This is a genomic window from Streptomyces sp. DH10, assembly GCF_029813805.1.
Classification (GTDB): Bacteria; Actinomycetota; Actinomycetes; order Streptomycetales; family Streptomycetaceae; genus Streptomyces; species Streptomyces coeruleofuscus.
The window spans coordinates 1-19,726 of the sequence record NZ_JARVKU010000039.1; the positions used below are offsets into that span (position 1 = coordinate 1).

Genomic DNA, 19,726 nt, shown 5'->3' on the forward strand with positions numbered 1-19,726 from the left:
AACCAGTACGCGGGCGTCCGCCCGGCACTCCCCCAGCCTTCGGCCGGGGGGACCCCCAGAGCACGCACCGGACGCCGCGAGGCCCGCCCTCCGGGCGGACGACGGGACTTTGCGGACACGCCCTAGCCCATCGTCGAGCCGACGGTCGTCGAGCCGGTCGTCAGGAACGTCGTCGCGGGGAGGGAGCCGTCCGCTCGGCGCGCTCCGTACGCGCTGGTCGCGTCCGTCGACCTGAAGGGCGGGGTGGCGACGCCGCGGTCCCAGTCGTTGCCGGCGGAGACGGCCGTGGAGCCCAGCTCGGCGGGGCCGCCCTTGTCGCTCGTGGCGAGGTTCTTGCCGAGGCGGGCCTTGCCGGTGGCGAAGTAGAAGCCGTTGTGGGCGTTGGAGTACGTGGTGTTGCGGTTCAGGGCCATGGCGCCGGTGTTGGAGTTCTCGGTGAAGCCGTGCAGCGTGTTGTCCCAGGCGGCGTTGTCGTTGACGACATGGGCGGCCGACGATCCGCCACCGCCCAGTTCGAAGCCGTTGCCGTTGCCCTCGAAGGCCGGGTCGTTCCAGCGGTTCTCGCCGTTGCCGAAGGCCCAGGAGTGCTCGATGGTGACCGGTGAGGAGAACTGCCAGAGGTCGAGGCCGTCGTCGGAGTTGTCGTACAGCCGGGCGCCGGTGATCCTGTTGCCCGTCCCGGAGCCGAACTTGACGGCGATGCCGTCGGCGTTCTGGCCGTGTCCGGCCGGGTCGTAGTTGCCGTGGCTGTCCAGGTTCTGCACGAGGTTGCCGGTCGTGCCGTCGCCGCGCAGGGTGAAGCCGGAGTCGCCGTTGTCCGCGGTGACGAGGTTCTTGAAGACGCCGCCCACGGAGGACGTGGCGACGAAGCCCTGGGCGGGTGAGTTGACGAAGGCCAGGTTCTCGACGGTCCAGTGGTCGCCCTGGACGGCGGCCAGCCAGGAGCCGGCGGGCAGCCTGGAGCCGTCGATCCGGACCTTCTCGCCGCCGTACGCCCGCAGCGTGATGCGTGCCGAAGCGGTGCCGTTCGCCGTGGACTTGAGAGTGGCGTCCGGGTAGTAGGTGCCGCCGCGGACCTGGATGGTGGTCCCTGCGGTGGCGTTCTTCACGGCCGCTTCGAGCTGCGCCGCGGTGGAGACGGTGACCGTCGACGAGGCGGCCCGCGCGCCGCCTCCCGAGAGCCCGAGGTAGACGCCGCCCGCCCCCGAGGCGCAGACCACCGCGGCGGCGATGGTGAGCGTACGGGTCCTGCGGTGGCGTCCTGCGCTGAGCAGCACGAAGCGGTCCTTTCCTGGGGAATCGGGGGCGGAAACGGTGCGGAGGGGCCCGCTCCGTCCCGTTTCCGACCAGTAGTCGCCACCGCACCGCGAAAGGGTTGCCGCCGTCACGTGCACATGCGTGCCCGAGCTTGCGAAAGTTTCGGAACCACCCGCCCCATGCACACCCGTTGACGCCCTGTCCCCGTCCGGTGAAACTCCGATGGCCGCTACCCAACAGAATCCCCCAGACTCCGACAGGAAGTGTCATGCGCCCCCGCACGCTCCTGCTCCCGTTCCTGGCCCTGACCGGCCTCCTCCTGACCCTTCTCGCGGCGCCACCCGGCGCCGCGGACTCCGGAGCACCACCCGTGAAGCACTCCAAGTACGCCGGCTATCTCTTCGCCTACTTCACGGGCGAGGGCACCGCCGACGGCGAGCAGATCCGTTACGCCCTCAGCCGGGGCAACGACGCGCTGCACTGGCGCGAGCTGAACGCCGGCAAGCCGGTCCTGACGTCGACGATCGGCGAGAAGGGCCTGCGCGACCCGTTCGTGATCCGCTCCCCCAAGGGCGACAAGTTCTTCCTGATCGCCACCGACCTGCGGATGTACAAGAACTCCAGCGGCAGCTGGGACCAGGTGCAGCGGCACGGCAGCAAGTCGATCATGGTCTGGGAGTCCACCGACCTGGTCAACTGGACCGACCAGCGCCTGGTGAAGGTCTCCCCGGACAACGCGGGCAACACCTGGGCACCGGAGGCCTACTGGGACGACGAGCTCGGTGAGTACGTCGTCTTCTGGGCGTCGAAGCTGTACGCCGCCGACGACCCGGAGCACAAGGGCAACACGTACAACAAGATGATGTACGCGACGACCAAGGACTTCCGGACCTTCAGCGAGCCGAAGATCTGGAACGACCCCGGCTACTCGGTGATCGACTCCACGGTCGTGAAGTACAAGGACGAGTACTACCGCTACACCAAGGACGAGCGGGATCCCAGCTCCTCCAGCCCCTGCTCGAAATTCATCACCGGTGAGAAGTCGACGTCCCTGACCTCGACGAAGTACGAGTTCGTGGCCGACTGCATCGGCAAGGGCGCGATGGACCGCGGTGAGGGCCCGACGGTGTTCAAGTCGAACACCGAGAAGAAGTGGTACCTGTTCAGCGACGAGTACGGCGGCCGCGGCTACATCCCGTTCGAGACCACCGACCTCGCCTCGGGCAAGTGGACCCCGTCCACGGACTACCAGCTCCCGGCGAGCCCCCGGCACGGCACGGTGCTCCCGGTGACCCAGAAGGAGTACGACCGGCTGCTGGCGGCATACCCGGCCACGCCCACCTCGGTCGTGGACGCGACGGCGAAGCACCAGAAGGGCTACTCGATCGTCACGGACAGCGCGTCCAAGGTCGTCCTGCCGATGGAGCCGGATGCCGATCTGCGTGGTCTGGCCCCGAAGCTGTGGGTCGGTGAGGGCGCCGTGCTGAGCCCGAGGTCCGGCACCCGGCGCGACTTCCGCAAGCCGCAGAAGTACACCGTGACGGCGGCCGACGGCACCAAGCGCACCTGGACGGTCGAGGCGGTCCGCACACGCAGCCCCATGCTGCCCGGCCTGAACGCCGACCCGGACGTGCACTACCTCGACGGCAGGTACTGGATCTACCCGACGACGGACGGCTTCCAGGGCTGGAGCGGCACCAAGTTCAAGGCGTACTCGTCGAAGGACCTGGTCCACTGGAAGGACCACGGCGTCATCGTCGACCTCGGGCCTGACGTGACCTGGGCCGACAAGTACGCCTGGGCGCCCGCGATCGCCGAGCGGAACGGCAAGTACTACTTCTACTTCTGCGCCGAGCAGCAGATCGGCGTGGCGGTGGCCGACTCCCCGGCCGGCCCCTTCAAGGACGCGCTCGGCAAGCCGCTGGTCGCCAAGGGCGGAGCGCTCAAGGGCCAGATGATCGACCCGTCGGTCTTCACGGACGACGACGGCCAGGCGTACCTGTACTGGGGCAACGGACGCGGGTACGTCGTGCCGCTCAACGACGACATGGTGTCCTTCGACGCGTCCAAGGTGCAGGACATCACCCCGGACAACTTCCGCGAGGGCTCCTTCGTGATCAAGCGGAAGGGCACGTACTACTTCATGTGGTCGGAGGACGACACCCGCAGCGAGAACTACCACGTGGCGTACGCGACGGGTCCGTCCCCGCTCGGCCCGTGGACCAAGCGCGGGACGATCCTCGAGAAGCGGCCCGAGTACGGCATCCTCGGCACCGGTCACCACTCGGTGGTGAACACCCCGGGCACCGACGACTGGTACATGGTCTACCATCGCTTCGCCCTCAACGGCCCCGGCAGGCCCGGCGGCGACGGCATGCACCGGGAGACCACCATCGACCGCATGGAGTTCGCGGCCGACGGCGGCATCAAGCCGGTGGTGCCGACCCTGGAGGGCATCAAGCCGGTTCGGCGATGAGCCTCACAGGACGTCGTCGAGCCAGTTGAAGACCTCGTCCTGCATCTCGTGGGTGAAGACGTGGCCGAGCTCCGGCCACGTCTTCGTCCGTATCCGGTCCTCGGCGTGGCGTGACCGCCAGACGGCACGCAGCTTGTCGTACGCGACCCGTACGTCCTCGGCCGGGAACAGCGTGTCGAGCCCGCCGTTGAAGAACAGCGCCGGCCGGGGCGCGGCGATGCTCGCCACGTCGGGGATGTCGAGGTGCCGGGCGAGACCCGGGTGGAGCATGTAGTAAGCCGACTGCCCGCGCAGCGTGTTGTTGCCCGGCACCATCATCTCCTTCAGGCCGGTCATCCAGCACACGCTCGCGGCGGCCGCGATGTCGTCGCTGAGGGCGGCGGTCTGCCAGGCGCGGTAGGCGCCCATCGAGAAGCCGACGGCCGCGACCCGCCGGGCGTCCACCCGGTCCAGTCCCGCCAGGAAGGCGGCGGCCCGCTGGTCCTCCCGGGCCATGAGCCCGGCGAGCGAGGAGCCGAGGTTGTAGAAGTTGGCGGCGAGGGCCTGCTGCTGCTCGTAGGCGAGCGGTCCGCGATCGCCCCAGCCGAGCGCGTCCAGGCACAGCACCACATAGCCGCGCCGCGCCAGTTCGTCGCCGACGAACCGTCCGCTGAAGTACTTGTCCGCCCAGGCCCGGGCCGAGGCGAGACGGGTGTCGTCGTACCAGGGACGGACGAGTTTCTCCTTCCCGATGTCGAACCTGGCGCCGTGGTCGTGCAGGAGCAGCACGGCGGGGAAGGGCCCGCGGCCGTGGGGGGTGAACAGGGCGCCGCGCACCCTTTCGTGGCGGGTGAGGGAGACGGTGACCAACTCCCGTGCGTATCCCTCCCCTTGGGTACGACCACCGATCTCCGCTGCGTACGGCGTCCCGTCCTGCCGCTCGACGAGCAGGTGCTCCTCGACCGTGTCCCGGGCGGCACGCCGCCAGGCGCGGAAGTCGCGGATCGGGGATCTCCCCCAGGCGAGCGGGAAGGTCAGGGCGTCCTTCAGCGCCGGGTGGAAGTCGGGCAGCGGGCCGTCCACGACCGCGGCCTCCGCCCCGCTCACCGCTCCCCCGGCCAGCAGCGCCGTGCCCGCCCCGACCACGAACGTCCGCCGGTCCAGCGGCTCATGGGTGCCCATACGACCTCCCCGTTCCGGCGTGCCGCAGCACGTACCGCTCCACCGCCGACGGGGACGTCAGGGCGCGGTACTCGTACACGTCGGCCGGATCCCAGCCGACGTCGGTCCCGAGGCCGAGACCGCTCGCCACGGCGTCGAGCCGGGCGGGCCGGCCGTTGAACCAGGAGCCGGTGTCGCGGAAACGCTCACCCCCGTAGTCCGCGACGGCGAGCAACGGCCGTCCCCCGGGATACCGGAAGACATTGCGCTCGGAGAAGATCGCGGACTCCACGCCGACGCCCAGGGCGTAGAGAGGCGCCTGCCCCCGGTGGACGTTGTTGACGACGTGCACCTGCCCGAAGCGGACACGCGGGGCGCGCTGCACGATGCCGCTGAACAGGTTGCGGACGAAGGTCACCTTGAGGTGCCCCCGGTCGCGGTCGCCGCGTCCGTCGCCCGACCCGATCAGGATCGCCTTGTCGTGGTCCTCGAACCGGCTGTCGGAGACCGTGACGAAGTCGGAGCCGTCCTCGATGTCCAGCAGTCCGTCGTGCCGCTGCACGCGCTCGCCGTGGAAGCCGAGGGGCGCCTCGCGATCCGGGAAACGGCCGTCGGTGAAAGTGCAGTGGTCGATCCAGATGTGCTTACCCGTGATCACGGTGAGCGCGTCGAAGCGGGCGTTCCAGCTCCCGTGCGTGCCGTCGCCCGGCGACCAGCTGGTGAAGTGGTCGACGGGTGCCTCCAGATGCAGGTTCCGCACGACGATGTTGCTGCCGGTGTTGACCGTCAGGAACACCCCGAGCAGCCGGGCGTCCCGGCCCATGCCGACAAGCGTGGTGTTGCTCGGCACGGTGAGCTGGATCTGCGCCTTCTCCTTGTTCGACCCGGTCTGGCGCAACTGCCGCTGCTGCTTGCAGTGGCCGAAGCGGGTGTCGGACCAGACGGCGCCGTCCTCGCCGAAGCAGGACATGTACTTGCCGAGGTCGTATCCGGGCGCGTAGTCCTGCTCGCCGAGCAGGGAACCGTCGTCGCCCTCGTGGCCGTTGATGTCGCCGACGACCCGGATCACCTTGGGCGCGGCGGGGGCGCCGTCATTGGCCAGGGCCTGCTTGAGCTCGGCGCGGGTGTCCACCGTCCAGGTGGTGCCGCCCGCGCCGCCGGTGGTTCCGGAGCCGGTCGAGGCCCAGCCGACGGGCGGGTGCCCGGCGGCGGAGGCCGGCGAGGCCGGCCAGAGCAGGCAGAGGCCGAGGAGGAGGACGGCGATCCTACGCACAGGGCCGCCAGTCGCCGAGGTAGGTCTCCCTGGTGTGCGACCGGGCCTGTGCACGGGTGAGTTGCGGCCGGTTCTCCGGGACGTGAATCGCCGCCCCCGGCCCCGAGTTCCGGTACTCGGCGAACCGCATCGACTGCCAGGGATGGGCTTCGCGCATGTTGGTGTAGGGCGCGACCGCGTCGATTCCCGGGCCGAGCCAGGTGTTCCGGACGGTGAGCATGGGGCGGGCGGTGGTGTCGGAGCTGGGCACCCAGGGGCGGGCCAGCTTGTAGTGGCCGTCGGGAGCCTCGCTGTCGACGCGGCTGTCGGTCACCAGATATCCGAGGGGGTTGGCACCGGCCGTCGACGGGGCGAAGACGAAGCCGTACGGGGCGGCCGACAGGTCGGTCCGGTTCAGGGTCCGGAAGCGGCAGCGCTCGAAGACGGCGGTCGCCCGCCCGAAGACGAAGTCGACGTCGCCCTCGGCGTAGCAGTGGGCGAAGTACTGGCGGGCGAAGGTGCCCAGCGCCATCGAGTCGGCGTACAGGGTGTCCTGGTGGCCGAGGAACCGGCAGTGGTGGAAGGCGGACCGGTCGCCCTGGACCTTGATGGCGACGGCCTGGGTGCCGGTGATCCCGGGGTGGTCCGCGCGCAGCCAGTCGTTGGCGAAGGTGATCCAGCGGGCGGTGAAGCCGTCGGCCTGCACGGTCGTGGTGGCGGAGCCGGTGGTGCCGTAGGTGCCGCCGCCGGGCTTGGGTGTCCCGGCCGCGTTGTCGTACACGATCACGACGTCACGGGGGTTCTGGCTCGCCCCGATCCAGGTCATCTCCGTACGGGCGGAGTCGACGGCGACGGTCTGCCGGTACGTGCCCGGGGCGATGACGACGGTGTACCCGCTGCCGTTCGCCGCGTCGACGGCGTCCGGGACGGTGGTGAAGTCACCGGCGCCGCCCCGGTGGACGTACAGGGTCCTGGGCGTCAGGCGGGCGGCCGGTGAGCCGTACCGGCCGAACGGGCGCGGCCGGGTGCCGGCGGCCCGCGCGGGAACGGCGGCGAGGCCGACGGCGGCACCCGCTGCGGCACTCCCGGCGAGGAACGTCCGGCGGGAGAGGGGGACATGGGGCTGCGAGAGCATACGGCTGCTCCTTCGCGGTGCGGCTGGTGCGGGGTTCTTACGAGTGGGGAAGAGGCCGGGGCGGGGTGCGATGCGTGCCGCCCCGGCCGGTTCACGTGCCGGTCGGGTCAGGTCTGGTCAGCACACGCGGCCGGCGCCCGCGCGGGCACCGACGATGCCCGGGACCGCCTTCGCCGGGTCGACGCCGGCCCGCAGCGTCGGCGTCCAGCCGGCGCCCGACTGGAGCGTCTCGCCGGGGATCTCGGCGTTGTGCACGGCGATCAGGTCGACGGCCTTGCCGTTGACGTGGTTGCCGCCCGCGGTGACCGGCGCCTCGTTCCACTTCTTGAGGATCTTCGCCGGGCTGACGCCCTGCGCCAGGGTGAACGCGTTGTGCTCGGCGACGAGCCGGGACTCCTTGCCGATGCCGTAGACGTAGCCCCACTTCTGGCCCTTGGTGACCACGAAGTGGTTGTTGTACGAGTCGACCTGCCCGAACCGCACCCGCGGTGCCCGCTCGACGATGCCCTCGAAGCGGTTGTGGTGCAGCGTGACCTTCAGCTTGCCCGTGTCGTCGGCGGTGGCGCTGTCGCTGTTGCCGATCAGCATGGTCTTGTCGTGGTCCTTGAACGAGTTCCAGGACACGGTCACGTGGTTCGAGCCGCGGACGACGTCGAGCAGCCCGTCGTGCTGCTGGTAGGTCTTGCCGAAGTAGGACGGCAGGGAGCTGTCGGGGTAGCGGCCGTCGGTCAGGGTGTTGTGGTCGACCCACACGTGCGTGGAGCCGTAGACCACCACCCCGTCGTACTCACTGTTCCAGGCGCCGGTCTTGTTGTCGTCGGTCGGGTCCCACTGCGGGAAGCAGTCGACCGGCGCCTCGATGGTGAGGTTCCGGACGATGACGTTGTCGACGCCCTTGATCTGGAGGCTGCCGCCGAGGATCCCGGAGTTCTTGCCCACGCCGATGATGGTGGTGTTGGCGGGGACGATCGCCTTGATGGTCTTGTCCTGCTGGGCGGCGGACGCGGCCCGCAGGTCCTCCTGCTCACCGCTGACCGGCTTGTCGTGTCCCCAGACGGCGGGGTCGTAGGCGGCGAGGTACTTGTGGAAGTCGTACCCCTCGGCCTCGAACGCCTCACAGCCCTGGGAGACGGCGTCGATCATCCCCTTGACCTTGATGATCCTGGGCGCGGTCCCGCCGTCCTTCAGGGCGGCCCGGAACTGCTCCCAGGTGGTGACGGTGTAGACGTGCGCGGCATCGGCCGCGGCACCACCCGTGGTACCGGTGCCGTACGCACCCCACCCGTCGTTGGCCCCGAGCGTCTGGCGGGCCACGTCCCGGGGCCCGGCCTGTGCGGCGGTACCGCTGACGGACAGCACGAGCGCGGCGCACCCGACCACCGCGGCGACCTTCACTCCGCTCACTCTGACATGATCATGACACTTCCGAATGTTCATGGTGCGGCTCTCTTTCCTTCTCGCTGGGGGGTGTTACGCCGCGGCCTGCGGCCAGGTGATCCACGACTCGGGAATCCGCTCGTCCAGCCGGCGCACATCGCGCGGCCCGAGCACCCGGGTCCGGAGCAGCTCCCTCGCCACGAGGCGGGCCACGGCGATCGCGCCCGGCGGATTGAAGTGCGTGTTGTCCTGCTCGGTGGCGGTCCAGTTGAAGTACTTCTTCGTCTCCTCGACCCCGAGCTCCTGCCACAGGGCGAGCGACAGCGCCTGGATGTCGAGCAACGCGACCCGCTCCTCGGCGGCGAGCGCCCGCATGGCCGCCGGGTACTCGCCGTGCGTCGTCACGGCCTTCCCGCCGGCGTCGAACTTCCGCCGCTCCACGGAGGTCGCGAGCACGGGCCGCGCCCCACGGGCCCGGGCCCCCTCGACGTACATCCGCAGATGGTCCTGGTACGTCGTCCAGGGCTCGGTGTACCGAGTGAGGTCCTCCGCCTTCTGGTCGTTGTGACCGAACTGGATGAGGAGGAAATCGCCGGGCTGGATCGCGGAGAGAATAGCCTCCAGCCGACCTTCGTCGACGAAACTCTTGGAACTGCGCCCGTTCACCGCATGGTTGGCGACCACCAGCTCCTTACGGAGAAGGAACGGGAGCGCCATACCCCACCCGGTCTCGGGCGCGGCGTTCGCGTATTTCTGGGCGGCGGTGGAGTCACCGGCGATGTAGAGGGTGCGAAGACGGTGACCGCCGGCTTGTGCCGTACCGGTAACGGAAAACGCGAGGGGTACGGAGGCGACAGCGGCGACAGCGACTTGTCTTCGACTGAGAGACACGAATGAAACTCCCTAGGGGCGCGGGGAACTGCGCGACAAGCCGGGGACGGCCCGCACCCTGCACACCACAGGCCGTCCCACGGCGAAACCCGGCGAAAATCAACCCTTCTGCTTGTCCCACTCCTCCTGAGCCGCATTCAGCTGCTCAGCCAACGTGTCCAGAAATTCCTTCGCACTCATCTTCCCGAGCAGCACCTTCTGGAAGTTCGGCTCATTGTCGGCCTTGGAGATCGTGTTCCAGTCCGGCAGGTAGTACGGCAGCTGCACGATCGTCGTCGACCCGTCCGACAACGCGTCAGCGGCCAGCTTCGTGGGCTCGGCCTTCGAAATCCACGCGTCCTTCGCCGCGTCCGTGTTCGACGGCACCTGCCCCGCCGACTCGTTGAACTTCGAGTTCTCCGCCTTGGACGTGGCGAACTCGATGAACTTCCAGGCGGCGGCCTTGTTCTTGGAGCTCTTGAACAGCCCCATGCCGTCGACCGGGTTGGAGACCTGGACCCGCTTACCGCCGGGCCCGGTCGGCTGCGGAATGCCCCGGAACTTGTCGACCCCGAGCGCCTTCACGTGGTCCTGGTACGACCCGAGGTTGTGGTTCAGCATCCCGATCGTGCCGGAGTCCCACTGCGCGACCATCTTGGTGAAGTCGTTGTTGAGGTCGGCCGCGGGGGTGACCTTCTTGTACAGCGCCGCGTACTTCTCCAGGGCCGCCACGTTCTTGGGGTCGTTGACCGTGGTCTTCTCACCGCTGGAGTCCCAGAACGAGGTGATCCCGGACTGCCCGTACATCGCGTCCAGCGCCTGGGCGATGGAGCCCGCGCCACCGCGGATGGTGTAGCCGAACTCGTTCTTGCCCTTGCTCGTGAGCTTGTTCGCGGCCTCGAAGAACCGGTCCCACGTCGTCGGCTCCTGAAGCCCCGCCTTCTTGAACAGGTCGGTGCGGTAGTACAGCACACCGTTGTTCGCGGAGGTCGGGATCGAGTACAGGTTGTCGTCGCCACCGCCGGCCGCCTTCAGCGACTCGACCATGTCCTTGTTGAGCTTGCCGTTGAGCGAGGACTTGGCGAGCCGCTCGTCCAGCGGTTCCAGCGCGCCCTGTGCGGCGAACCCCGCGAGCATCGCCGCGCCGACACCGCCGACGTCCGGCAGACCGCCGCCCTGGAGGGCGGTGTCGACCTTGGATTGGTACTCGGTGGAGGCGATCCCCACGTACTCGACCTCGATGTCGGGGTTCGCCTTCTCGAAGTTGGCGATGATCTCCTTCCAGGCCTCGGTACGGACACCGCCGTTGTTGTCCCAGAAGACGATCTTGCCCTTGCCGCTGCCGTCGGCGCCCTTGTCGCCGCCCGCCCCGCTGCCGTCGTCGCCGCAGGCGGTGACGGTCAGCGCGAGTACGGCCCCCAGGGCGACGGCCGTGGCGGCGCGCCTGCTTCTGCGATTGCTGATCTTCATTGGTCGGCTCTCTTCTTCTGGATCCAGCGGAACTTGAAGGTGTGGGGGGTCAGTGGCGGGCGTGGGGTGCCCAGTCGTCCGTGCCCCTGAGGTAGGCGGCCACGGTGTGCGGCCGCGCCTCCTGGTCGCTCAGCTGCGGACGGTCGGCGGTGACCGTCGCGCCCGGGCCGAAGTTGCGGTACTCGGTGAACCGCGCGTCCTTCCACGAGAACCCGCCCATGTCGGTCCACGGCGAGGACTTGATCGCGGCCGGCAGTTCGGTGTCCCGGATCAGCACCTGCGCGATCGCGTCGGGCTCGCCACCCGGGTGCCAGGGCCGGCCCAGGTGGAAGGTCCCGGCAGGGGCGTCGCTGACGATCTTCGACCGGGTGATCAGGAACCCGTACGGGTTTCCCTTCCAGGTCGAAGCCGCCGTGATGTAGCCGTTGTTCGTGTCCGAGCCCCGGCTCAGCGCCCGGATCACCGACCGTTCGATCACCGTCGTGGCCCGGCCGTAGATGAAGTCCACGTCGCCCTCGATGTAGGAGTCGCGGACGTAGACCCGGCTGAGGGTGGTCAGCTTGAGGCTGTCGGTCATCAGGGTGTCCTGGTTGCCCAGGAAGGCGGTGTCCTCGAAGACGATCCGGTCGCCGGTCGTCTTCATCGCCAGCGCCTGCTCGCCCTTCAGCTCGTGCGCGGCCTCGTCGAAGTCGTTGCTGAAGGTGAGGTTGCGTGCGGTGACGTCGTTCGCGGCGATCCGGACGGTGGCGCTCCCGGTCGAACCCCCGTACTCGGCGGGCGTGTCGAAGACGATGACGGTGTCGGAGCGGTCCTGTCCGGTCCCCCGCAGCACGAGATTCGGCTTGCTCGCGGGGATGAACACCTTCTCGCGGTACGTGCCGGGCGCGACGGCGATCGTGAGCGGGGTGTCGTTGCCGTCGGGCACCGCGTCCACGGCGGCCTGCACGGTCGGGTAGTCGCCCGGGACGTGCAGCGTGACAGGCCCGCCGATCCGCTTCTGCGGCCCGGAGAACCTCTTCACCAGCGCGGGCACGGCCGCGGCCGGGTCGAGCCGGTAGTCGTAGAACGCGCGCGGGTCGAACGCCGTGCCCCACGCGTCGTGCCGTCCCGTGGTGTTCCGCAGGACCGAACCGCGTTGCACCAGCTCGGCGGTGGCGTCGGCCTGGTAGGGGTGCTGGACGCCGTCATAGAAGCTGTTCTCGATGACCATCTTCGTCCGGCCGCGCGACCAGTTGCCGTACGTCCACACGGGGTCGCCGTCGGACAGCTGCGAGGACAGGTAGTTGTTGTAGAGGTGGGCGTAGGCGACGTTGTCGGCGGACGGGTTGCGCTGCTTGGTGCCGCGGAACCAGTTGTGGTCGACGGTGATCTGCGTCTTGACGTTCGGGGTCCAGCCGATGCCGAAGGTCTTGTTGTTGTTCGTGAACTGGTTGTAGGAGACGGTGACGTACTCGCTGTCCTTGCGGATGTCGAGCTGGCCGTCGCAGATCCGCGAGAAGCGGATGTGGTCGATCCACACATGGTGGGCGGTGTCGAGGCGGATGCCGTCGTAGTCGGTGTCCTTGCAGTCCCAGTTGCCCTCGATGGCCGTGTCGCGGATGGCGAGGTTGCGGATGATCACGTTGTGCGTGCCGGGGTCGAGGGTGAAGCCGCCGTGCACGATCTCGGCGGTGTCGCTCACGCCGATGATGGTCTTGTCCGAGGCGACGGGTATCTCCGTGCCGAAGGGGTCCATGTCCAGGGAGCCCTTGACGCGGATGACGTACGGCTCCTCGGCCGCCGCGTACTTGGCGAGCGCGGCCTGGTCGGTGACGGTGACGACCTTGCCGCCCGCGCCGCCGGTGGTGCCGCCGGCGAGGGAGGCGAAGCCGTGCGGCCGGTCGGTCCAGCGGTCCGCGGCGGGCACGCCCCGGGACTGCGGGGCCGCCTGTGCGTCCCCGAGGGTCCCGAGGCTCAGCGCGGCGACGAGGCCGAGCACGGCGGCCACGACCTTGCCGTGCGCCGGTCTCGACAAGCGCTTGCTACGGAAGTGCGTCATTGCGGCTCCCAACAGGCGTACGACTTGAGGTGCGTTACGAGGCGCTGATCCGGAACTGGGTGAAGGTGGCCGCGCCGGCGTGGCCCTGGCCGGCGGGCGCGAGGGCGACGAGGCCGAGCAGGGCGCCGACCCAGCGCCACGGGGTGGCGGTGAAGACCGGGCCCGACGGCCGGAAGCCGTCGCCGACGTCGGCCGAGAAGCGGCAGCGGGCGCCCGCGCCGATCTCGATCCGCAGCCGGGCCCGGCCCCCGGGCGCGAGCCGTGGGTGGGCGGCGTCGCGCTCGGCGTCCGCGACCGCCTCGGCGAACCGGTGCACGAGGTGCGCGGTCCCGTCCGCGCCCCGCTGAAGGCCGATCCAGCCGAACGCGTCCCCGAGGACGGCGAGGCCGGCCCGGGCCCCGGGCTCGTCGCTGTCGAGCCGCAGCTCCACCTCGACCGTGCAGGGTTTTCCGGGCAGCCGCTGGGTGAGCACGTTCGGCAGCTTGCGCAGATCGTGCGCGTCGGCCGAGCGGACGCAGGTCAGCCGGAGCCCGTCCCCGGAGTGCTGGGTGGCCCAGCCGTCGCCCGGGTTGGCGGTCCACTGCCACTGGCGGCCGTACCGTCCGCCGGGGAAGTCGTCGTCGGTGGCGGGCGCGGCGGGCGGCTGCGGCGGCAGGCCGGGCTTCCCGTACACGGCGACGGGGGCGCCGTCGTCCCCGAGCACCGGCCAGCCGTCCGCCCCCCAGCGCATCGGCTGGAGGTGCACGACCCGGCCGTAGGCGCCGCGCTGCTGGAAGTGCAGGAACCAGTCCTCGCCGGACGCGGTGCGCACCCAGCCGCCCTGGTGGGGGCCGTTGACCTCGGTGTCCTTCTGTTCCAGGACGATCCGCTCCTCGTACGGCCCGAAGAAGCCGCGCGAGCGGAAGGCGCCCTGCCAGCCGGTCTCCACTCCCCCGGCGGGGGCGAAGATCCAGAACCAGCCGTCGTGCCGGTAGAGCTTGGGACCTTCCAGGGTGAACCAGCCGGGTATGCGGTCGGCGTCGACGATCACCTTGCCCTCGTCGAGGAGTTCGGTGCCGTCGGGGCGCATGCGGTGCCCGGTGAGGCGGTTCTTGATGCCCGAGCGGGACTTGGCCCAGGCGTGGACCAGATAGGCCTCGCCGGTGTCCTCGTCCCACAGGGGACACGGGTCGATCAGGCCCTTGCCCGCCTTCACCAGGTGCGGGCGGGTCCAGGGGCCCCTGATCTCGGGGGCGTTGACCTGGAAGATGCCCTGGTCGGGGTCGCCCCAGAAGATCCAGAAGCGTTCGTCGTGGTACCTGAGGGACGGGGCCCAGACGCCGCAGTCGTGACGGGGCTTCTCGAACTCCTCCGCCGGTTCCAGACGGTCGAGCGCGTGGCCGACCAGCGTCCAGTTCACCAGGTCGCGGGAGTGGAGTAAGGGCAGTCCGGGGGCGCGGCCGAAGCTGGAGGCGGTCAGGTAGAAGTCGTCGCCGACGCGGACGACGTCCGGGTCGGACCAGTCGGCGTCGAGGATCGGGTTGCGGTAGGTCTCGGTGGTCACGGGCTCACCGCCTTGCGGACGAGGGCCGCCGCGGCGTCCCGGTCGAGGCGGCCGTCGGCGACGACGGTGACCACGCGGCGGACGACGGTCTCGTCCGGCGGGACCGGCAGCCGCTCGCCGTGCGCCAGGGAGGAACCGACGCCCGGGTACTCCTCGGTGCGCACGAACCACGGGTCGCGGCGGGTCTGTCCGGTGGCGCCGGCGAAGACCAGCGTCCAGGTGCCGCCCCGCAGGGCGAGCCAGTCGGCGGGGCGGCCGTGGACCTGCTCCTCGCCCTCGGCCCCGGCCGAGAAGACCTCCGGCGCGCAGGACTCCTTGCGGGCCCGCCAGAAGAATCCGCCGTAGGCCGCGCCCGGTCGCCCGTTGGTCGCGGGGCTGCCGATCGACAGCGGGTCCTTGGTGACGTTGGTGAGGGAGAAGGTGAGGTCCAGCGCCCAGGCCTGGTCGGTGAGTTCGGTGGCCGCGACCGTACGGCGCTCGCGCAGCAGCTCACCGCCCGCCGCCACCCAGCGCAGCTCCTCCACGAAGCCGTCCGGGTCGCGCAGCTGGAACGCGACGTGCCGCTGGGAGCCGTGGTTGTCCAGCTCGGTCGGGCCCTGGTCGCGGACGTAGGTGCGTCCGCCCCAGAAGTTGAACCCCTCGACGTCGGGAACGGCGACACCGACGCCGAGGTGGTGTGCGTGGTCGGCGGGGGTCAGCTCGGTGACCGCCGTGCCGGCCAGGGTGGTGACGGGGTGCAGATAGGGGCGCGGGGAGAGCCGGGCCGGCAGCTCGGGCCGGGTGACGTACCGGCCGACCGGCCGTCCCGCGACGCGCAGCACCGCGGTGTCGTTGCTGCTGGTCATCTGGTGCTCACCTCTTTCGGCAGGTGCTCCGAGGCCCAGGGGGCGCCCAGCTCGGAGTAGAGGGAGAGGGTGTCGGCGGCGGCCGCGACGAGCCCGTCGATGCCGGGCACCACCCGGCGGTTCTCGCCGGGGACGCGGTGCCAGGCGGTGTCCGGCAGGGGTGCCGGGTCGGGGGCCGTGCGGATGGCCTCCACGACCTTCATGAAGGCGCCGGTCTCGTCCGGCGGGACCAGCAGGTCCGCGCCGGTGGTGAGGTGCGCGACGAGGTTCTCCAGCAGGTCGGTGCGGCCGTGCTCGAACTCCTCGGGGCCGTGCCCCGCGCGCTGGAGCAGCACGCGGTCCTGCTTGTACCAGAAGGTGATCCGGCCGGTGCTGCCGTGCACCAGGACGTACGGCTCGTCCGCCTGCTCGGCGCACAGGGTCGCGGCGACGGTGACCGGGTGGCCCTGCGCGGTGCTGACCCGGACGCACGAGGTGTCGTCTGACTCGATGGCGTTGGCGCGCAGCAGTTCGGTCTCGATGCCGGTGACGTCCTCGGCGCGGGTGCTGCCGCCGAGGGCGAGGGCGGTGGCGACGGCGTGGGCGAGCGGGTTGGTCAGCGCCCCGTCGATCACGTCGACGCCGTTCAGCCGCCGCTTGCCCGCCCAGGGCGCCCGCCGGAAGTAGTCCTCGTTCCGCACCCAGGCACCGGCCCCGCCGAGCCCGGCCAGCTTCCCGATCGCGCCCTCGGCGATCAGCTCGCGGATGGCGGGCACGGCGTGCGAGCCCAGCGACTGGAAGCCGATCTGGCAGACGACACCGGCCGCGGCGACCCCGTCGGCCATGCGGCGGAACTCCGCGTACGAGGGGGCGGGCGGCTTCTCCAGCAGGAGGTGCACGCCCCGCTCGGCCGCCGTGAGCGCGAGGTCGGTGTGGGTGGGGATCGGTGTGCAGATCACGGCGATCCGGGCGCCGGTGGAGTCCAGCAGGGCGCCGAAGTCGGCGGACTGCTCGGGCGTGCCCAGGCCGTCGAGTTCCTGATCGGTCAGCGGCGTCAGTTCGCAGACGCCGGCCAGCCGTACGAGGCCCTTGTCCTGGAGGCGGCGGATGTTCTCGACGTGCCAGCGGCCGTGGCCCCGGGCGCCGGCGAGGACGACGGGCAGAGGTGTGTTCATGGAGTCGATCATGCGACCGGTCACGGGATCCTCCCCGCACCCGCGCCGCGGGCCACGGCCCGGTCGGCCGCGGCGGCGCTGTCGATCCGCCCGTGCAGGGCGGGCGTCCAGCCGACGTCGCCCGTCAGGTCGCGCTCGCTGCCCGAGTTGTAGGCGTTGTAGATCATGAGCAGGTCAACCGGAAAGCCGTTGAAGAGCGTGCCGCTCTGGTGCAGGGCGCTGCCGTTCCAGCTCTTGACCAGGTCGGCGACCTCGACATGGCCGGGGGCGTGGAAGGCGTTGTTCTCGGCGTAGATCTTCGACTCGGTGGAGACGCCGAGGGAGTAGCGGTAGTCGTCGCCGTTGATCTCGTAGCGGTTGTTGTAGAGGTGCACCTGGCCGAAGCGGACCCGCGGGGCGCGCTGGACGACCGACTCGAACTCGTTGTGGTGGAGCGTGACCCGGAGCTTTCCGCGGTCGCCGGTGGCGGTGTCGCCGTTGCCGATGAGCATCGCCTTGTCGTGGTCCGCGAACCGGCTCCAGGAGACGGTCACCAGGTCGGAGCCGTTGGTGATGTCCAGCAGCCCGTCGTGGCGCAGGTAGTTGCGGGCGAAGTGGGTGGGCTCCTCGGCGTCCGGGTGGCCCTTGTCGCTCAGCGTCACGTGGTCCACCCACACATGGGTGGCGCCGGCCAGCCAGATCGTGTCGTACGCCGTCTTCCAGTCGCCGAGGCCGCCGGTGTTGGGCTGCCAGACGGGGAAGCAGTCGTAGGCGTCGCGGATGTCGAGGTTGCGGATGATCACGTTGTCCGCGTTCCGCACCTGAAGGCTCGCGCCCTTCAGGACGGCCGAGTCGCCGAGCCCGACGATCGTGGTGTTGGAGCCGACGGGCAGCACGACCCGCTCGGCCTGCCGGGCGGCGGAGGCCTGGCGGGCCTCCTCCTGCGGGCCGCTGGGCTTGGCGGCGCCCCAGGTGCGGGGGTCGTAGGCGGCGAGGTACTTCTTCAGGCTGTAGCCGCCGGTGGCGTAGTCGGAGCAGTCGAGCCGGTCGCCGTCGTCGTCGGTGTTGGCGTCGATGGTCCCGGCGATCTTGATGATCTTCGGGGTGTCGCTGCCGCCGTCGAGGGCGCGGACGAGTTCCGCGCGGTCCGTGACGGTGTGGACGTGGTCGGCGTCGGCGGCCGCGCCTCCGGTGGTGCCTTCACCCGCGGAGGCCCAGCCGTCGTTCGCGGGCAGGGTGTCGCGGCTGATGTCACGGTCCTCCGCGTGGGCGGGGACGCAGAGCACGCCCACCAGCCCTGCCGCCACGGCGAGTTGGCGCAGTCTCATCCCTTCACCGCCCCCGCGCTGAACCCGGTGATCAGCCACTTCTGGATGAAGGCGAACACGAGCACGACCGGCACGGCCGCGATGATGCCGCCCGCGGCGAGGGCGCCCAGGTCGACGCTGTCCGCGCTCATCAGGGTGTTCAGGCCGACCGGGATGGTCTGCTTGTCCTGGTTGTTGAGGAACATCAGGGCGAACAGGAAGTGGTTCCAGGAGTGCACGAAGGCGAAGGAGCCGACGGCGATCAGGCCCGGCCGCAGCAGCGGCAGCACGACGATCCGAAAGGCCGTCATGCGGTTGCAGCCGTCCACCCAGGCCGCCTCCTCCAGGGAGTACGGCACGTTCTTGATGAAGTTGCTGATCAGGATCATCGACAGCGGCAGCTGGAAGACCGTCTCGGCGAGGATGACACTGCCGAGGCTGTTGATCATCTGGAGTTCGGCGAAGATCTCGAACAGCGGGACCAGCAGCAGCGCGCCCGGCACGAACTGGGAGCACAGCAGGGCCAGCATGAACGCCCGCTTGATCTTGAAGTCGAACCGGGCGAGGGCGTAGCCGCCCGCCAGGGCGACGAGGGTCGTCATGACCAGGGTGGCGACGCCGACGAGCACGCTGTTGGCGAAGTAGGTGCCGAAGCTGCGCTCCGTCCACACCTTCTCGAAGTGGTCGAAGGTCATCGGCCAGGGCACCAGCGAGGTCGAGCCGGCCGGGCGCAGGGCGAACAGCAGGATCCAGTAGAAGGGGATGAGGGTGAAGACGAGGTAGATCCCCAGGGGCAGGTAGATCTGCCAGCGGGGCGCCTCGTCCCAGGCCCGCTTGCCCTTGGCGGGGCGCGGCGGTTCGGGGGCCGCGGGCGCCGGGGCGGGCGCCGCCTTGGTGGCTTCCTTGACGCTCACTTGCTCTCGCCTCCGAACTTGCTCAGCCGCAGATAGACCATCGAGCAGAAGAGCAGGATCACGAACGCCACCGTGGTCAGGGCCGACGCGTAGCCGAAGTTGTGGGCGTCGACGGATGTGTTGGCGATGTACAGCGGCAGCGTGGTCGTCTCACCCGCGGGTCCGCCGCCGGTCAGGGTGTAGAGCAGGTCGACGTTGTTGAACTCCCAGACCGCGCGCAGCAGCGTGGACAGGATGATGGCGTCCTTCAGATGGGGCAGCGTGATGTGCCAGAACTGCTTGATCCTGCTGGCCCCGTCGACCTCGGCGGCCTCGTAGAGGTCCTTCGAGACGGACTGGAGGTCGGCGAGGATGAGGATCGCGAAGAACGGCACTCCGCGCCACAGGTCGGCCACGACAGCCGCCGGGAACACCGTCGAGGTGTCCGACAGCCAGCTCGTGCCGTAGGAGCCGATGCCGATGTCCGCGAGGTAACGGGTGATGCCCGTCTGGGAGTTGTAGAGCAGCACCCAGATCGCGGAGGTGAGGACGCCGGAGACGGCCCACGGGGAGAAGACCATCGCGCGTCCCAGGCCCCGGCCCACGAAGGTCTGGTTGACGATGAGGGCCAGCGCGAGACCGAACAGCAGTTGGAGGCCGACCTCGACGAAGACCCACTTGGCGCTGAAGACCAGGGTGTCCCAGAAGACGGGGTCCTCGGTGAAGGCGTGGACGAAGTTGTCGAAGCCCGCGTATCCGTTCCGCCACGGCTTGGTGGGGTTGTAGTTCTGCAGGCTGTAGTAGAAGACGCTGATGACCGGGTAGGCGATGAAGCCCAGCATGAGCAGGGCGGCCGGTGCGATCAGCAGGTACGGGAGCCTGCGCGGGGTGGCGGAGCCACGGCGCCGCCGGGGTGGCGCGGGCGGTTTCGCCACGGCTGCGGCTTGGGCCATGACTGTTCTCCGATCTCAGTACGTCGTGGTACGTCGT

The 19,726-nt window shown here is 69.9% G+C and carries 15 protein-coding genes; 1 reads left to right on the forward strand and 14 read right to left on the reverse strand.

The genetic code is table 11. The annotated features are described in order from the left end of the window. Positions 1-122 precede the first annotated feature (122 nt). The gene (locus tag QC385_RS41870; protein ID WP_279546655.1) at positions 123-1,277 is read right to left on the reverse strand and encodes a right-handed parallel beta-helix repeat-containing protein; all 1,155 of its coding nucleotides are present in this window, start codon (positions 1,275-1,277) and stop codon (positions 123-125) included. A 248-nt stretch (positions 1,278-1,525) separates the two neighbouring features. Here QC385_RS41870 and QC385_RS41875 point away from each other — a divergent pair, with 248 nt between their 5' ends. Further along, positions 1,526-3,733: a family 43 glycosylhydrolase gene (locus QC385_RS41875; protein ID WP_279546656.1), complete on the forward strand. Its 2,208-nt coding sequence runs from the start codon at positions 1,526-1,528 to the stop codon at positions 3,731-3,733. 3 nt (positions 3,734-3,736) lie between these two features. Here QC385_RS41875 and QC385_RS41880 read toward each other — a convergent pair whose 3' ends face one another. The 13 genes from QC385_RS41880 to QC385_RS41940 all read right to left on the reverse strand — a co-directional run bounded on the left by QC385_RS41880 (position 3,737) and on the right by QC385_RS41940 (position 19,689). Then, entirely contained in the window at positions 3,737-4,894 is a 1,158-nt protein-coding gene (locus tag QC385_RS41880; protein WP_279546657.1) for a dienelactone hydrolase family protein, read from the reverse strand. Further along, positions 4,881-6,146 carry a pectate lyase family protein gene (locus QC385_RS41885; protein WP_279546658.1) on the reverse strand — a complete coding sequence of 422 codons (1,266 nt, stop codon included), beginning with the start codon at positions 6,144-6,146 and terminating at the stop codon, positions 4,881-4,883. Before QC385_RS41885 ends, QC385_RS41880 begins: the two co-directional genes overlap by 14 nt. Next, a complete protein-coding gene (locus tag QC385_RS41890) occupies positions 6,139-7,260 on the reverse strand; it encodes a pectinesterase family protein (RefSeq protein ID WP_279546659.1) in 1,122 nt (373 codons plus the stop codon). Before QC385_RS41890 ends, QC385_RS41885 begins: the two co-directional genes overlap by 8 nt. A gap of 117 nt (positions 7,261-7,377) precedes the next feature. Continuing rightward, entirely contained in the window at positions 7,378-8,697 is a 1,320-nt protein-coding gene (locus QC385_RS41895) for a pectate lyase family protein (RefSeq protein WP_279546660.1), read from the reverse strand. A 33-nt stretch (positions 8,698-8,730) separates the two neighbouring features. Beyond that, complete coding sequence (locus QC385_RS41900; protein ID WP_279546661.1) at positions 8,731-9,528, reverse strand: rhamnogalacturonan acetylesterase; 798 nt, start codon at positions 9,526-9,528, stop codon at positions 8,731-8,733. A 99-nt stretch (positions 9,529-9,627) separates the two neighbouring features. Further along, positions 9,628-10,977: an ABC transporter substrate-binding protein gene (locus QC385_RS41905; protein WP_279546662.1), complete on the reverse strand. Its 1,350-nt coding sequence runs from the start codon at positions 10,975-10,977 to the stop codon at positions 9,628-9,630. Between the two features lie 49 nt (positions 10,978-11,026). Further along, positions 11,027-13,015 carry a pectinesterase family protein gene (locus QC385_RS41910; protein WP_279546663.1) on the reverse strand — a complete coding sequence of 663 codons (1,989 nt, stop codon included), beginning with the start codon at positions 13,013-13,015 and terminating at the stop codon, positions 11,027-11,029. A 34-nt stretch (positions 13,016-13,049) separates the two neighbouring features. Then, positions 13,050-14,558, reverse strand: coding sequence for a glycoside hydrolase family 43 protein (locus tag QC385_RS41915; RefSeq protein ID WP_279546664.1), 1,509 nt, complete (start codon positions 14,556-14,558; stop codon positions 13,050-13,052). Then, positions 14,555-15,403: a PmoA family protein gene (locus QC385_RS41920; RefSeq protein WP_279546665.1), complete on the reverse strand. Its 849-nt coding sequence runs from the start codon at positions 15,401-15,403 to the stop codon at positions 14,555-14,557. The genes QC385_RS41915 and QC385_RS41920 overlap by 4 nt, the downstream gene beginning before the upstream one ends. Further along, on the reverse strand, positions 15,400-16,557 hold the full coding sequence (locus tag QC385_RS41925) for a Gfo/Idh/MocA family protein (RefSeq protein WP_279546666.1): 1,158 nt from the start codon (positions 16,555-16,557) through the stop codon (positions 15,400-15,402). The genes QC385_RS41920 and QC385_RS41925 overlap by 4 nt, the downstream gene beginning before the upstream one ends. 20 nt (positions 16,558-16,577) lie before the next feature. Then, the gene (locus QC385_RS41930; RefSeq protein WP_279546667.1) at positions 16,578-17,864 is read right to left on the reverse strand and encodes a pectate lyase family protein; all 1,287 of its coding nucleotides are present in this window, start codon (positions 17,862-17,864) and stop codon (positions 16,578-16,580) included. After that, positions 17,861-18,757, reverse strand: coding sequence for a carbohydrate ABC transporter permease (locus tag QC385_RS41935; protein WP_279546668.1), 897 nt, complete (start codon positions 18,755-18,757; stop codon positions 17,861-17,863). The genes QC385_RS41930 and QC385_RS41935 overlap by 4 nt, the downstream gene beginning before the upstream one ends. Beyond that, a complete protein-coding gene (locus tag QC385_RS41940) occupies positions 18,754-19,689 on the reverse strand; it encodes a carbohydrate ABC transporter permease (RefSeq protein WP_279546669.1) in 936 nt (311 codons plus the stop codon). The genes QC385_RS41935 and QC385_RS41940 overlap by 4 nt, the downstream gene beginning before the upstream one ends. Between the last annotated feature and the right edge of the window lie 37 nt (positions 19,690-19,726).